We start from the raw sequence: 14,859 nt of genomic DNA on the forward strand, positions 1-14,859 counted from the left end.
CGACGGTCGACGGGTGTCAGTCGACGTCGCTGATGAAGTCCGCTAGCGCGGCAGCGACAGCTTCGGGCTGTTCGTCGGGGATGAAGTGTCCGGCGTCGGCCACGACGATTCCGGTGGTGTTGTCGGCCCACGGGCTGAGGGAGGCGGCCATGTCCGGAACGGAGCCGTGGCTGCTGGAGATTCCGAGGAGCGGCACAGTCAGGTGTCGCCGTTCGAGCGCCTCGCGGTTCTTGCGCGCCGACTCCGCGGCATCTCGGTAGTACGCGAGGGAAGCGCGCAGGCCGCCCTCGACGGCAACGGCCGCCGCGTAGTGGTCGATCTCGGCGTCGTCGAACGTGTCGGGAGACAGAGCCTTTGCCTTCAGGAACCAGTCGACGTACAAGCGTTCGCGGCCGGCAAGCAGCCTCTCGGGCAGCTCGGGCACGATGTGGAACGCGAAGTGCCAAGTTTTCCATGCTCGATCCGGGTCGGTGGGAATCGCCTCCGGGAGAGTGATGCCGGGAATTCCGGCGTCGAGCAGAGCGACCTCGCGCAGGTGGCTCTCGTAGGTGAGGGCAAGGGAGAAAGCGACCCAGGCGCCGATGTCGTGGGCGACGAGGGAGTAGGTCGACACTCCCAGAGCCTTCACGGCGGCGTGGACGTGCGCCGCGATCGCGTGCGTGTCGTAGCCGGCCTCGGGACGCTCGGAGTGGCCCTGACCCGGCAGGTCGATCGCGATGACGCGGAACCGGTGGGCGAGACCGGGCATCACCTTTCGCCAGGCCCACCAGGTCTGCGGGAACCCGGCGAGCAGGACGACGGCCGGGCCGCTCGCCCGTCCGCCTTCGACGGCATGAACGCGGACGCCGTCCGCGTCGACCCAGCGGTGGGTGAAGCCGGGCAGATGCTGCAGGGGCAGGTCGTCGACGGGATTGCCTTCGGGGGCGTACGGAGTGCTGGTTGCCGGACTTGTCACGGGAATCCTCCATCGATGCCAGGGGCGCGGTTGGGACGGCATGGCCGACAGCGGTGGTTGGCGCCGCATGGTGCACGTCTCGCGCGGTCGCGAAGTACACGGCACGCCCGGCCATGACCGCGCCTGAAGGCTACACATCTTGAACTGATCGGTTCAAGATAGAATGGTGCGCAGCACAGTCCGCACCATCGACGTATCGATGTATTGACTCATCAGCGAGGAAGTGCCGCGTGGCAGGCAAGAAGCAGTTCGACATGGACGCGGCGCTCGACGCCGCGATGACCCAGTTCTGGCGCGACGGCTACGCCGACACTTCCTTGGACGACCTGTCTCGGGCGACCGGCCTGAACCGCAGTTCCATCTACTCCTCCCTCGGCGACAAGGACACGCTCTTCCTGCGCTGCCTCGATCTCTACGCCACGCGCTATGGCGAGAAGTACGACGCCGCCTTGTCCTGTGCAGCCTCGGAACCCGTTGCCGCTGTCCGTGCGTTCTTCGACGTGACCCTGGAGCGCATCGCCGATCCCGAACTGCCCGATGGATGTCTGATTGCCCAGTCGGCCATGGCGATCCCCGTGCTGAGTCCGCCCGTCGCGGCACGCGCCGAGCAGGCGCTCGGCTTCCAGCGCCGGCGCTTGCGCACTGCCCTGAAGGCGGGCGGGCTGGCCGACCACGACGCCGAGGCCTTCGCCGTACACGTGGCGGCTGTGAACCAGTCGCTCGCCGTCATGAGCAGGGCCGGTGCGAGCCCGGCGCAGCTCCTGGCCATCGTGGGCGTGACCGTGGACGCTCTGGCCGGGGTTCCAGAAGCTCGCCGTCCGGCCGAGCGGCTGCCCTGAGGTAGCGTTCGCAGGTCGCGCGGCCGGGGGGCCGGAGGAAACGCGGCGGTCCCTGGGGAGGGTGCGCGGCCGTGCTGTGCAAGAAATGCGGGAAGAACCAAGCCCTGGTCGAGGACGGGCTGTGCTCCCGGTGTGCGGCCGCCGTGGTCGCGGAGCTGACGCCCGCGCCGGGGCCGGATCCGGTCCCGGACGCGCCACTGCCGCCGCGGGCATGGTCCGCTCCGTACGACCCCGAGGCCCGCTGGACGCTCCTGCGCTCGCCGAACGGGCTCGGCACGCTGGCCGTGGTCCTGCTCTGCCTGGTCGCCGCGGCCGATCTCGCCGCGGTGCTCGCGGGAATCGGTGAGTACCGAAACCTGGTCGAAGCGGCGGGCAGCGGCTGGTCCCGACTCGACGAGGCCGACGCGCGGCGCGTCGACGAGTTGTACGTGTGGTCGGGCCGGATCCAGCTGCTGACCCTGGCCGTATCGGCGGCCTGCTTCATCGCCTGGTTCCTGCGGGTGCGGGACAACGCCCACGTGTTCGTGCCGTCCGGGCAGAGCAAGGCGCGGGCCTGGGCGATCTTCGGCTTCTTCGTCCCGGTCGTGAGCCTGTGGTTCCCGCGCCGCATCGCGCTCGACACCTGGCACGCCAGCACCGGTGCACCCGAAGTCGGGCGCGAGCGGAGTTGGAGGGTGGACCTGTGGTGGTTCCTGTGGCTGGGCGACCTGCTGGTGGGCCGGATCGCGAGCAGCAGGTACGACAGCGCCGAGACGCTGGACGAGATCACGTCGGCAACCGGGTTGGTGATGTTCGCCGACGCGCTCGACATCGTGGCGGCCGGTGCTGCCGTCGCCTTCGTCCGGGCGCTGACCGGTTTGCAGAGCCAGAAAGTCCGAGCGCGGATCGCGTCGCTGCCGGCTGTCGCCGAAGGCTCGTCCCGCAGCTGATCTTGGTAAAGGCGCTCCTCAGGAGAGCGGCGTCGCCGGTATCCGCTCCAGGACCCCGCCCGCGAAGACGTCGTACAACGGCAGGGTCTCCAGATGGACGTAGCCGATGTGACAGTCGCAGACCGCCAGCGGGCATGCCCGGGGCGCGAGCGCCGCACGCCAGGAGCCGTCGTACAGGTTGCCCAGCTCCGCCCGGACGAAATGGCAGCGGCGCACCGTGCCCTCGCCGTCCACCGAGACGACCGAGGAACCGGTGCGGCAGGGCAGTCCGGCCGAGCGGTGCGGGTGCCTGCTGTACGGGAAGAGGGGGTCGACGGCCGTCCAGGCCGCGGCCTCCTCGTCCGTGTACGTGCGGCCCTCCGCCGCGTTCACCCACAGGTACACCTCGGACGGAAGCGCCCTGCGCAGCGTGCGGGCCTGCTCCAGATGCTCGGGAAAGCCGACCACACCGACGCTGAACCGCACACCCCGGCGCGCCAGCTCCCGGGTCTTGCCGAGGAACCGCTCGTAGGGTGTCTGCCCCGGGTGGAACGTGCACCACAGGGCCAGCGTGTCCAGATCGGCGTCGGCGAGCCACTCCGTGCGGCAGCTCAGATTGGTCTGGATGGCGACGCGCGCGACGTGCTCGTGGTGCGAGAGCTCGACCATCGCCCTGCGGTACCAGGACCGCACCAGCCCTTCGCCCCACGGCGTGAACAGGACGGACAGCCGGTCCTCGTGCTGCCCGGCCGTCCAGTCGGTGAACCGCTCCAGAGCCGCGCGGTCCGCCCGCAACTGAGCGGTGGAGTCGCGCCGCTTGGCGAACGGGCAGTACGGGCAGTCGTAGTCGCACGAGGACAGCGGCCCCCGGTACAACAGCGTCAGATCCATCGGTCGCTCACCTCGGTTCGTACGCGGCCATCGCGGCGCGCACCTCGGGGGAGAACAGCTCCGGCCCGAGCGCGTCCGAGTGCGCCAGGCCCTCGGGCGTCAGGCGCAGCCGCCCCGCGTCGTCCCACGGCTCCAGCCAGCCGCGCGCGGCGAACACGGCGAGCTCGGCCGGAAAGTCGTCGAACGGGCCCGCGCCGAACCGCATCCGGTAGTCGTCCAGTGGCATGCCCTCGGCCTGCAGCAGCGACTGCAGCAGATGACGGCGGCGCGCCTCCCGCCCGTCGACGCGGCGCCCGTGCCGCGCTCGCGCGAACTCCTCGGACGTGGTGGCCGTGTAGCCGTCGATGATCGCGCGGATCTCCCGCATGTCGACGGCGTACTCGAAGGAGTAGTGCAGCGACGAGGTGTACGAGCGGGCGCCGCAGCCCAGGCCGATCATGCCGTCGGTCTGGCAGGCGTAGTCGTCCGGCCCCTGCACAGGGGCGTCGGCACGCCGGAACATGCGCATCGACACCTGCTCGTAGCCGTGTTCCAGGAGGTGGTCGCGGCCCTGGCGGTACAGGCGCAGCCGCTGCTCGTCCCAGGCCTGGTCGGTGAGCGGAGCGGCGCTGCGGCCCAGGCCCGTCAGCGGCCGGACGTAGAGCGGGTAGAGGTACAGCTCTTCGGGGCGCCAGGCGAGCGCCGCGTCGAGGGAGGTGCGCCAGCTCGCCGGAGTCTGGCCGTCGATGCCGTAGATCAGGTCGATGTTCAGCACGGGGATGCCGGTGTCCCGGATGCGGGTGAGCGCCGCCTCCACGTCCGCGCGGCGCTGCGGCCGGACCGCGGCGCGGGCCTCCGCGTCGACGAAGCTCTGCACGCCGATGCTCAGCCGGGTCGCGCCGCGCTCGGCGAGGACCGCGAGCCGGTCCGCCGTGGCCGTCGAGGGTGAGGTCTCCACGGACAGCGGCACCGCCCGCAGGTCCGCGCCCGTCCGCAGCTCCGCGATGTCGCACAGCCGCGCCAGCTCGTCCGCTTCGAGGAAGGTGGGCGTGCCGCCGCCGAACGCCGCGTTGGCGAACCGTACGTCCGGACCGTCACCGAGTGCCTCGCGCACCGCCACGGCCTGCCGCTCCAGGGCATCCAGATAGCGGCCCGTCAGCTCGTCCGGGGCACCGATGCGCGTGAACAGATTGCAGAAGCCGCAGCGGACCTCGCAGAACGGTATGTGGAGATAGAGGGAGAGCGCGCCCTTGGGCTCGTCGCGCCACAGGTCGCGCAGCGCGGGACGCTCGGGCAGCGGCCGGTACGCGGTCTTGTGCGGGTACGCGTAGACGTAACTCTGGTACGGGCGTGGGGCGTCGGCGGGCACGGTCCCGACGGGTCCGGCTGCTTCGGCGATGGTGGTCATGCGGTCGGCTCCAGGAAGAAGTGGGCGTAGGGCACGGTCCAGACCGCCTCGTGGCCGAGGCGGTGGCCGGTGAAGCCGTCGTCCCCGTAGGTCGTGCCGTGGTCGGAGCAGACGACGGCGAAGCAGCGGCGCCGCGCGCTCATCGCCGCGAACAGCCGCCCGACGTGCCGGTCGATGTACTCCAGGGCGGCCGCGTGGGTCTCCCGGGTGTCGCCTGCCGCGCGCGTGGCGCCCGGCAGGTGGAACCAATTGGGCTGGTGCAGCGCCGCCGCGTTCACGAACAGGAACAGCCTCTGCTCGTGGGGGAGTTCGGCGACGACCTGTTCCGCGCGCGTGACCTGCGATTCGAACGACGTGGGTGAGGCGACCCCGAACTCCGGCTCCCAGTGGCTCTCCTGGAAGAGTGCGGGCAGGACGCTCCCCAGGGCGCCCTGCCCGTTGAAGAAGCCGACACCGCCGACGCACACCGTTCGGTACCCGGCCGCGGCCAGGCCCGACACCAGGTCCGGGGTGTCGAAGACGTAGGTGCGGCCCGCCGTGGACTCACTGCCCGCGAACCGCGCCGCGAACAGCCGCGGATGCGGGCCGGGCGTCGCGGGCGTCGGCAGGAAGCCCGCGAACATCGCCTGGTGGGAGGCGTACGTGAAGCTGCCCGGTGCGTGCCGCTTCTCCCAGGCGCCGCCCGGCAGATGACGCGCCAGGTGAGGGATGCGGCCCCTCTCGGCCAGCTCGACGGCCACGTCGTGGCGCAGCGTGTCGAGGGTGAGCAGCAGGAGGTCGTCGCGGCCCACCACCTCGTTCATGTCGGGCATGTGGGGCATCGCGTGATCAGCCGTCGTGCTGTTCGCGCTGCTCGTGGTGGTCGGGGCGGTCGGTGGTGGCGAGGTGGTGTCAGGTACGGGCATCGCGGGTCCTTGCAAGCTGGTGTGCGGCGGCGGGAGCCGCCCGGTGCGGGGCGCCGAACGCGGCCGGGGCCCGCGCGGGGTGCGCGGCGTCGGGGAAGTGGCGGAGCACGGCGGCGACCTGGGCCGCGTACGTGTCCCGGCCCTCGGAGCCGCTGCCGGGCAGCCCGGTCAGGCGCGGCAGCAGATCGCCGAAGGCGTTGACCTCGCCGACGGCGAAGCGCCGCCAACCCACCGAGGGCAGCAGGTCGACGCCGACGCAGAGGGTGCGCGGGAAGCAGGCGGCGGCGCGCTCGCACAGGTCGAGGGCGTGCGACCAGCAGGCGCCGGATGCCCGCCGGGCGGCGGCCCACTCGCCGCGCAGGCCGCCGAGGTGGAGGTTGGTCAGAGGGGTCCGGCTGGTGCGCACGACAGCGTGCGTGGCGCGCCCGGCGACCACGACGACGCGCAGATCGGCCGCCCTTCCGTGCAGCGACGCCTTCGGCAGCCAGCGCTCGATGTGCAGCCCGTCCGGGGCCAGCGCGTCCACGATCGCCGCGATGTCGGCCTCCCGTGTGTAGCGCCGCACACGCAGGGAGTTGTGCAGGGCGCCGTCGACCGCCTCGACCGACGTCGTGGCGCGGATCCGGCCGGGGCCGGCCGTCTCCAGGGCGAGCACCCCGGAAGCAGAAGAGCCGTGGGCCGGCTTGACGAACACCCGGGGCATCGCGTGCTCCTCCATCAGCGCCCGCACGTCGTCCCAGCCGCGCACCTCGACGGTGCCGCCGGACGTGGGGGAGGCCGGGACGGCGACTCCCGCATCGTCGAGGACACGGTGGCAGCGGCGCTTGTCGAAGAGCACGGCCACGTCGTCGGGATCGTCGAGCCGGACCCCGCCGTCGAGAGACCGCACGGCCGTCAGGAACCGCCGGTACCACCGGGCTCCGCCTTCGATGCGCGTCGGATCGGACACGTCCCGCAGGGCGCGCTCGACCTCCTCGTCCTCACCCGCCGAGTCGATCCGCACGATCTCGTCGTCGGCGAACGAGGCGCCGCCGTCGCGCAGTACGTCACGCCACGCGACCACGCGGGGAGCCGACAGTCCCGCGTCCCGCACGGCGTCCGTGAACAGATCAACCCGGCGATTGCCGGGATTGCCGACGACCGCGAGACGCAGCGGAGCGGGGTGGGACGCGGACGTCGCCTCCGGTGCGCTGCCCGCCCCCGCCGGTGCCGTCCGCCGGGTCATTCGCCGACCGAGACGTACCGCCACACGGTGTCCCCGTCCCGGTCCTCGTCCGCGTCACCGGAGTCGAGGTCGACCTCGACACCCGCGGGCACCAGGGAGTCCAGGAACCGCTGACGCAGTCCTTCGCTCAGGTAGTTGTGGTGCAGGTCGAGCCTGCTCAGGTGCGTCAGCGGCTGGCCCGCGAGGAGCGCGGTGGCGCCGTCGTCGGTGAGGACGCCCATCGACAGATCGAGCGTGTCGAGCCGGGCCACCACCGGGGCCGCCGCCACGGCCGCCGCGACGTCGTCCTGGATCTCGCTGTTGCACAGGGCCAGGTGCTTCAGGGCGGGCAGCCGGCTGCCCGTCAGCAACGGCTCCACGTCGGCGACCGTGCTGTCGCCGCCGTAGTCCGACGTGCCCAGCCACAGCGCCAGCCGGGTCAGGGCGGGCAGGTCGCTCGCCGCGATGCCGCGCACCACCTCGGCGGGCAGACCGCCCGTCTCCACGGTGAGTGAGCGCAACCGCTCGTGGCGCACCGCGGGGAACGCCAGGCTCGTCCCGCCGCGGACCGCGAACTCCGTCAGCTCCGGGAAGCCGTTCAGCAACGGCGTCACGTCGCTCTGCGTGATCCAGGAGATCTCGCACTCCTCGAAGACCATGTCCCCCAGGAACAGCGCGCGCAGCGCCGTCAGTCGGTCCCGCGCCTGGAGCAGCGCTGCGATGACCGGCTCCGATCCCTCCTCGTACGGGTCGCTCCACGAGCCGACGACGATCGCCTTGACGCCGCCGAGGTCCACGGCCTCGGCGAACCGGGCGAACGCCTCCGGCCACGACTCCTCGCTGTCGTACGACTCGACGGAGATCCGCCACGCGACGGCATCGGGGGAGGGCAGCGCCGACGCCTGCTCGGCGTCTGCCGCCGGGAAGTCGAAGGTGGGCAGGCCGTGCAGCTCCTGCAAGTGGTTTCCGATGGCCATGTCCGCCCCGTTCCCGATCTGTTCGCGCCGTCCGCGATCTCCGCTGGAACTGAAGTTGTACCAACCGGCACTGACAACGGCGGCCGCGGGGCGCCCGGCCGCCGTTGTCAGACCCTGCCCCTACGGTCGGAACCGACGCGGCCGCACTCGGCGGGCCGTGGGACGGGAGAGTCATGTACCGGCAGGGAGACGTGCTGATCGTGCCGCTCGCGGAGGGCGCGGTGCCTCCGCACGTGGCGGACGCTCCGGACGAGCCGCGGGACGCCCGCGGGCGGCTGGTGCTCGCGCTGGGCGAGGTCACGGGCCACGCTCACGCGGTCGTCGGCCCCGGCCGACTGGTGCGCGAGCCGGGCCTGTTCGGTCCGATGCTGCTCCAACTGCCGGACGGCGGGCGAGTCGTGCACGAGGAGCACGCGGCGATCCCGCTGCCCAAGGGCTGGTACCGGGTGATCAGGCAGCGCGAGTACGTGCCGGGTTCGGTGCGGATCGTGGCGGACTGAGCGGGGCGGGGCGGGACAGGGGCAGGGACGGGGCGACGAGTGAGTGGCGACGGAGAGATGCGCGGGATGACCGACACGTTGAGGGCACAGCAGATGACGCCAAGGTCGGGGACGGGTGCACCGGCCGAGGTGGTGGGCCAGGAGGGTGCGGGGAGCGGCGCGGCGGACCTGGCGCACTGGCGGGCGGTCGCCGCCGCCACCGGACCCGCCGACCGGGAGGCGGCCGAGGCCGGGGTGCGGCGCGCCTACCGCGGTGCCGGGCTGGCCGAGCCGAAGCGCATCCTGTGGGCGGACTCGCCACGTGCCGCCGTGACACTGCTCGTGCGGCTCGCCGAGGCGGGCGAACTGGGCTCTTCCGTAAGGAACCTGGTGCGCAACGGGCCGTGGGCCCAGGCCCGAGAGCGGCTGCATGCGCGGCTCGGGCCCGGCGGTTGGGGCGCGCACTGGAACGCCACGGGAGGTCGTCTGTGGGACACCACTCAGATGCTGGTCGACCGCATCAGAACGGGCATCGTGGTGGAACTGGCCGCGCCGTCCCGCACGGTCGCGGGCGCACGTGACCGGAAGAGCGAGATGGCGATCCGGCTCATGCTCCTGGACGCCGTGCTCGGCCAGCAGGAGGCCGCCTGGCTGAGCGCTTTCGATTCGTCCGCAGCGGGGTCCGGAGCGGAGCCGGACTCCCGGCTGGACGGTTTGGCGCAGGTGGCCCGGTCGGCCGGCTGGTGGTGGCCGTACGAGCGGGTGGCCGTGGTGTGCGAGCGGCCCACGGAGCTGCACCGCGACGAGGCCGGCCGCCTCGACAATGCCACCGGACCCGCCCTGGCCTTCCCCGACGGATTCGCGCTGCATGCCTGGCGCGGCATGCCGGTGCCCGCCGACTTCCTGGCCGGGCTCGCCGGGCTGACCCCGCAGCGCATCCGCGACGAGGAGAACGCGGAACTGCGCCGCGTGATGCTGGAGCACTTCGGCTACGACCGCTACCTGACGGAGTCCGGGGCGGAGCCCGTGCACCGGGACGTCACCGGCATCCTGTGGCGGGTCCAGCTCCCCGGCGACGAGGACGTGGTGATGGTCGAGGTCGTCAACTCCACCCCGGAGCCCGACGGCACACACCGCACCTACTGGCTGCGCGTGCCACCGCGCACGAGAACCGCGCGCGAGGGCGTCGCCTGGACGTTCGGACTGGAGGCCGACGCGTACGAGCCGCAGCGCGAGACGTGAGTTCATGGCCGCGTACGCGGCGACGTGGGCCCCGCGCACAGGCCTGGTGCGCGGAACCCACGTCGTGAAGCGGACGACCGGTGAGGGTCAGCGGATCGAGGTGACCCGGTGCTCCTTGAGGGCGCTGCAGTTGGAGCCGTAGATGGAGACGTAGACGTTCTTGATGTTGCCGCCCCAGTCGACGCAGTGCGCCTTGCCGTAGACGGAGACCGGTCCGGCGTACGAGGTGAAGGCGCCGCTGTCGGAGGCACCCTGGCCTGTGTCGCTCACGTACAGCCATGCCGACATGTCCACGGCCGTTCCGGGGTTGCTCCGGATGGTGGCGACACAGTTGCGGCCGTTGGCGGAGTTGTAGGTCAGGTAGATGGTGCCGAGCGAGCCCACGGCTGCGGAGTTGACCGTCTTGTAGCCGCTGCCGCACACCTTCTGCGGCGTGGTGTTGGCTGCCGCGGACGCCGGTGACGCCAGGACGGCGGTGGAGCCGGCTGCAAGTGCTGACACGGCCGCCAGCGAGAGCACGGAACGCGTGAGTCGCATATTTCCCCCTTGTGGTCTTACTTGCTGCTTTCTCTCACTAGTTGTGACAGGCCTGATGGGTGAAGGGTTGTCATGGGTTTTACGGAATGGCTGAGAGGCGTAGTTCTGGCTGGGATTCGTCGCTCCGGCCTCCGGGTGTCGACGCTTTAGGCCTCCCGCACCGTGAATGCACCCCGGGGTGTCCTTGCGGTACCTCATTAAGTAAGGTGAGCCTTACCTAACCCGAGGAGGGAAGATGGTCCCCTTTGTGACTCCTCCGGAGCCCACCGACGCCGAACGCGCCCGGACGATCCTGGCTGCCGCCGATTCTCTGACGCTGAGCGTGAAACGCGGTGACCTCCGGTACGAGTGCGTGGCGCTGCACACCGTCGACGCGGCATCCCGCCTTCTGCTGCTCGACCCGGCGGACCCCTGCCTCACCGCCGCACTCGCCGCCGCTTCCGGCTCCGGCCTCGCGGCCTACGCGGAGTTCACGGACATCGCGCCGATCGCCGTACATGACCGGGTGCGCGCCCGCCTCGCGCTCAGCGGCCGCCTCACCCCGGCCGGTCCCGACACGCTCGTCCTCCGGCCCGCACGGGCCGCCCTCTCCGTGGACGACACCGTGCGCACCCTGGACGCCGCGACGCTCGGCGCGGCGACCCCCGACCCGCTGGCGGCGCACGAGGCGGAACTCCTCGGCCACCTCGACACGGGCCACGCCGACATCCTCGTCCAACTCGCCGAGCTGGTACGGCAGGGCGACCTGTCCGGCATCGACCGGATCCGGCCCCTCCGCCTCGACCGCCAGGGGCTCGTCCTCCGCTTGGAAGGAGACGGCGGCGCCATCGACGACGTACGCCTCGGCTTCCTCACGGAGGCGCAGGGCCCCTACGACGTGGGCCTGCGCATCCAGGAGCTGCTCGACCCCGCCACCGCCCGCCACTGAGGAGACATCGGCCATGCCACGGGGAAACATCGCGACCACCCGGACCAGGCCCGAGACGCAGGGGCCGCTCCGGATCCACGTCGTGCGGCGCGAGCGGCTCTCACCTCACTTCCTGCGCGTCACCCTCGGCGGAGGCGACATCGACCGCTTCCGGCCGATGGGCTACGACCAGTGGTTCCGCCTCTTTCTCCCGGCGCCCGAGGGTACGGCGGCTTCTCTCGACCGGGTGCCTGAGCGGCTGAACACCATCAGCTACCTCAAAATCCTCACCGCTCCCAAGGGATCCCGGCCCGTCCTGCGCAACTACACGGTGCGCGCCCACCGCCCGCACGGCCCCGAAGGCCCGGAGCTGGACGTCGACTTCGTGCTCCACGGCCACAAGGACGGCGCGGTCCCCGGTCCCGCCGCGGCCTGGGCGGAGAACTGCTCCGCCGGGGACGCCGTCGTCCTGGTCGACGAGGGCATCGGCTACCACGCGCCGGACGGAGTGCGCCACGTCGTGCTCGCCGCCGACGAGTCGGGGCTACCCGCCCTCGCCGGGGTGCTGGCCTCCCTGCCCGCGGACACCACAGGCCTTGCCGTAGTCGAGGTGCCGTCGCCCGAGGACCGGCAGAAACTGCTCGCGCCGGACGGTATCGAGGTCGTCTGGGTCGAGCGCGGCGTCACCGGCCCGCCGGTGCCAGGGGCGGCGGCGCTGGCCCGCGCCCGCGAACTCCCGCTCCCGGGCGTCCCGTTCTACGGCTGGGTGGTCGGCGAGTCCCGTCTCGCCACCGGTCTGCGCCGCCACTGGGTGGCGCAGGGCGTGCCGAAGGACCACATCATGTTCTGTGGCTATTGGAAGCACTGACCGCCCTCCGGAAACGACCGTCTATCGCTCGAGCTCCCGGTGGGCGGTCTCCGGCAGCCGAAGGTAGACCGCCGACGACACGAGGCAGAGCACGGCGACGTACCAGGGGAACAGTCCGCTGTGGCCGATCTCCTTGAACCAGGTGCCCATGTACGGTGCCGTGCCGCCGAACAGCGCCACCGTCAGCGAGTAGGGGAATCCGATCCCGGCCGCCCGCACCCGGGCCGGGAACACTTCCGCGTTGACCGCTGCCGAGATCGACGTGAAGCCGGTGAGCAGCACCATGCCCGCGCACTGCGTCAGCAGCAGCGAGCCGAACGACCCCGTCAGCACGTGCAGCAACGGCACGCTCAGAAGCGCGAACCCGAGCCCGAAGAAGAGCAGCAGCGGCTTGCGGCCGAAACGGTCGGAGAGCATCCCGCCCACCGGCTGCAGGAGCGCGAAGAACGCGAGCGAGATCGTGCCGGCGAGCAGCGCCTGCGACTTGTCGATGTCCGTGTTCAGCTCCGCGTACGTCGGCAGGTACGACGTCCACGTGTAGTACGCGAGGGTGCCGCCCGCGGTGATGCCGCAGATGAGGAGCGATTGGCGCGGGTGGTGGCGCAGCGCGTCGAACAGGCCGGGCCGCTCCCGGCGCTCGGTACGGGTCTCCTGCGCGCCCTGCCGGATCCAAAACCCGACGAGACTGAGCAACGCCCCCGCCAGGAACGGCACCCGCCAGCCCCAGCCGTCCATCTGCCCCTCGGCGAGGACGCTTACCAGCAGCGCGGCGACGCCCGACGCGATCAACTGGCCGATCGACGTGGACACGTACTGGAAGGACGAGAACAGCCCGCGTCGACCGGGGCCCGCCGATTCCACGAGGAAGGTCGTCGATGCCGCGAACTCCCCGCCCACGGAGAGGCCCTGGAGCAGTCGGGCCAGCACCAGGACGACCGGCGCGAGGACGCCCACGGCCGCGTACGTCGGGGTGATGCCGACCAGCAGGCTGCTGCAGCCCATGAGCAGGATGGTCACCGTGAGGGCGGCGCGGCGGCCGTGCCGGTCCGCGACCGCGCCCATCAACAGACCCCCGACGGGCCGCATGAAGAATCCGACGGCGAAGACGGCGAAGGTCGACAGCAGCGGGACGAGCGAGTTCTCGGCGCTCTTGGGGAAGACCTGGTCGGCGATGTATGTGGCCAGGAATGTGTATGCGTACCAGTCGTACCACTCGACGGCGTTGCCGACGGAGGCGGCGAGGAGTTGGCGGACCGGGTGAACAGGGCGGGTGGTGGTCGTGGTGGTGGTGTCTGTCATGATCCTGACCCGTTCCCAGGAGCGTCCCTGTTCACGCGGGGGAGATCAAGGCATCCATTGCTGTCCACATGAGCACGAAGGCGATGTAGGGGCCGGGTGGTCAGCGGAGGGTGCGGAGGAATATATCGGTTTTGCCGTTGGTGTCTTCGGGGACGAGGTCGTCGGCCGTGGACCGGAAGACCACCTGGCGCCCGCCGGCGCTGACCGCGTCGATCCCGGCCTGGGCGGGGCGGTCGGTGACGGTCTCGTCGGTGCCCGTCTCCAGGTCGCGCAGTGTGAGCGGTGCCGGGCCGGTCGTACCGGAGGGGGTGTGCAGAAGGTAACGGCCGGTGGGGTCGATGGCGACGCCCTTCACGCCGGGTACCTGCAAGGCGGTGCCGGAGGCGACGTCGTAGACATACGTGTCGGGCCCCGAGAGGTAGACGACCTTGCTGCCGTCGTCGCTGAGCTGGACGAGCTCGGCCGCTCTGTCTGGCCCCTCGATCGGGTAGACAACGTTGTTGTCGGCCCAGTCCCACAAGAGTATGTCCTGCTCACCGCCGTCCTGGTAGGCGAGACGGGTCCCGTCGCCGCTGATGGACGGCCGGATCGCTGCGGTGTTGTGGATGATGTCCACGGTCTGCAGCTCGCCGGTGTCCGGTCTGCGGACCTCGACGCGCTGATTCTGCTCCGGGTACCTGAAGCTGACACTGAACGCCTGCTGGCGTTCGCTCGCGCCCATGGAAGCCTCGCAGCTGTTGAGCGAGCAGGTGTAGGAGGTTGACCATCCCAGGCTCAGATGGTTCTGGTAGAGGGCCATCTGGTCGAACCTGGGTGCCAGATAGGCGAGGACCTGCCCGTCGCTACTGAGCATGGGCGGCGCCGTCGGAGGCCCGCCGAACTGCCGGTTCTGTCCCGTCGTCAGATCGCGGAGGAACACCCGGTAGTTCCTGCCGGTGCTACCGGGGGTGAGGTTGTTCGCGTACGAGGAGAAGACGACGCGGTCGCCGGCTGGTGCGATCGACGCCTGGGCGGAATCGTCGTTGGCTTGAGTGCCGTCGGCCGCGACGCTGACCCTCTCGATACCGACCGAGCGGACGTCGGCACCGTCCGAGCCGTCGACGGGCCTGGCCCAGGCCGATCCAGGTGTGACTGCCGTGATTACGCAGACCACGGCCGCTGCGCTCAGGGCGACCCGTGCACGTCTGTCTGCAACCCGGTTCGAACTTCCCCGCATGTCTCCCCCAGACAACTTCCGCCTCAGTACCCCGTTCGGAGAACCATCGACATGCAAACGTCACGGAGCGACGCGGTCAACGCGTAGATGCGCCAGATGACCTGTCGGGGGTTGTGGTTTCGGCCATCCGAGGACCGTTCCGTCACTCGGCCATCACCCGTCACAACGAAGACAGACAGCCCCTGCAAGAAGAATGCCGTGGGACCGCTTTCGGTGCCGCGGCGCCCGGTCGCGGAGTTGTCGGG

Annotated in this window: 15 protein-coding genes; 6 read left to right on the forward strand and 9 right to left on the reverse strand. The window is 71.1% G+C overall.

All coding sequences use genetic code 11. From position 1 onward, the window contains the following. Positions 1 to 16: 16 nt before the first annotated feature. Complete coding sequence (locus tag ABT127_RS27960; RefSeq protein WP_351455609.1) at positions 17 to 955, reverse strand: alpha/beta fold hydrolase; 939 nt, start codon at positions 953 to 955, stop codon at positions 17 to 19. A gap of 230 nt (positions 956 to 1,185) precedes the next feature. Here ABT127_RS27960 and ABT127_RS27965 point away from each other — a divergent pair, with 230 nt between their 5' ends. Together ABT127_RS27965 and ABT127_RS27970 are read left to right on the forward strand one after the other, a co-directional pair. Further along, a complete protein-coding gene (locus ABT127_RS27965) occupies positions 1,186 to 1,794 on the forward strand; it encodes a TetR/AcrR family transcriptional regulator (RefSeq protein ID WP_351455612.1) in 609 nt (202 codons plus the stop codon). A 71-nt stretch (positions 1,795 to 1,865) separates the two neighbouring features. Beyond that, positions 1,866 to 2,723, forward strand: coding sequence for a DUF4328 domain-containing protein (locus tag ABT127_RS27970; protein WP_351455613.1), 858 nt, complete (start codon positions 1,866 to 1,868; stop codon positions 2,721 to 2,723). Between the two features lie 18 nt (positions 2,724 to 2,741). Here the strand turns inward: ABT127_RS27970 and ABT127_RS27975 are convergent, their stop codons facing one another. The 5 genes from ABT127_RS27975 to ABT127_RS27995 all read right to left on the reverse strand — a co-directional run bounded on the left by ABT127_RS27975 (position 2,742) and on the right by ABT127_RS27995 (position 8,066). Next, positions 2,742 to 3,593: an STM4011 family radical SAM protein gene (locus ABT127_RS27975; RefSeq protein ID WP_351455616.1), complete on the reverse strand. Its 852-nt coding sequence runs from the start codon at positions 3,591 to 3,593 to the stop codon at positions 2,742 to 2,744. Between the two features lie 7 nt (positions 3,594 to 3,600). Further along, on the reverse strand, positions 3,601 to 4,980 hold the full coding sequence (locus ABT127_RS27980) for an STM4012 family radical SAM protein (protein WP_351455619.1): 1,380 nt from the start codon (positions 4,978 to 4,980) through the stop codon (positions 3,601 to 3,603). Next, on the reverse strand, positions 4,977 to 5,783 hold the full coding sequence (locus tag ABT127_RS27985; RefSeq protein WP_351455712.1) for an STM4013/SEN3800 family hydrolase: 807 nt from the start codon (positions 5,781 to 5,783) through the stop codon (positions 4,977 to 4,979). Before ABT127_RS27985 ends, ABT127_RS27980 begins: the two co-directional genes overlap by 4 nt. 88 nt (positions 5,784 to 5,871) lie before the next feature. Further along, positions 5,872 to 7,110, reverse strand: coding sequence for an STM4014 family protein (locus tag ABT127_RS27990; protein ID WP_351455620.1), 1,239 nt, complete (start codon positions 7,108 to 7,110; stop codon positions 5,872 to 5,874). After that, on the reverse strand, positions 7,107 to 8,066 hold the full coding sequence (locus ABT127_RS27995) for an STM4015 family protein (protein ID WP_351455622.1): 960 nt from the start codon (positions 8,064 to 8,066) through the stop codon (positions 7,107 to 7,109). Before ABT127_RS27995 ends, ABT127_RS27990 begins: the two co-directional genes overlap by 4 nt. Before the next feature lie 173 nt (positions 8,067 to 8,239). On the opposite strand from ABT127_RS27995, the gene ABT127_RS28000 reads away from it, so the two are divergent. Then, a complete protein-coding gene (locus tag ABT127_RS28000) occupies positions 8,240 to 8,566 on the forward strand; it encodes a DUF8820 family protein (RefSeq protein WP_351455625.1) in 327 nt (108 codons plus the stop codon). A gap of 66 nt (positions 8,567 to 8,632) precedes the next feature. Continuing rightward, entirely contained in the window at positions 8,633 to 9,787 is a 1,155-nt protein-coding gene (locus ABT127_RS28005) for a DUF6745 domain-containing protein (RefSeq protein WP_351455627.1), read from the forward strand. 87 nt (positions 9,788 to 9,874) lie between these two features. Here ABT127_RS28005 and ABT127_RS28010 read toward each other — a convergent pair whose 3' ends face one another. Beyond that, positions 9,875 to 10,324, reverse strand: a complete 450-nt coding sequence (locus tag ABT127_RS28010; RefSeq protein ID WP_351455629.1) for a spore-associated protein — start codon at positions 10,322 to 10,324, stop codon at positions 9,875 to 9,877. 235 nt (positions 10,325 to 10,559) lie between these two features. Here ABT127_RS28010 and ABT127_RS28015 point away from each other — a divergent pair, with 235 nt between their 5' ends. Further along, positions 10,560 to 11,252, forward strand: a complete 693-nt coding sequence (locus ABT127_RS28015) for a DUF2470 domain-containing protein (RefSeq protein WP_351455632.1) — start codon at positions 10,560 to 10,562, stop codon at positions 11,250 to 11,252. A 13-nt stretch (positions 11,253 to 11,265) separates the two neighbouring features. After that, positions 11,266 to 12,099: a siderophore-interacting protein gene (locus ABT127_RS28020; protein ID WP_351455635.1), complete on the forward strand. Its 834-nt coding sequence runs from the start codon at positions 11,266 to 11,268 to the stop codon at positions 12,097 to 12,099. Between the two features lie 21 nt (positions 12,100 to 12,120). Here ABT127_RS28020 and ABT127_RS28025 read toward each other — a convergent pair whose 3' ends face one another. Further along, positions 12,121 to 13,398 carry an MFS transporter gene (locus tag ABT127_RS28025; protein ID WP_351455636.1) on the reverse strand — a complete coding sequence of 426 codons (1,278 nt, stop codon included), beginning with the start codon at positions 13,396 to 13,398 and terminating at the stop codon, positions 12,121 to 12,123. A 100-nt stretch (positions 13,399 to 13,498) separates the two neighbouring features. Further along, entirely contained in the window at positions 13,499 to 14,551 is a 1,053-nt protein-coding gene (locus ABT127_RS28030) for a hypothetical protein (RefSeq protein WP_351455639.1), read from the reverse strand. Positions 14,552 to 14,859: the final 308 nt, after the last annotated feature.

The sequence above is a fragment of the Streptomyces sp. NPDC001904 genome (assembly GCF_040297005.1).
Lineage (GTDB): Bacteria > Actinomycetota > Actinomycetes > Streptomycetales > Streptomycetaceae > Streptomyces.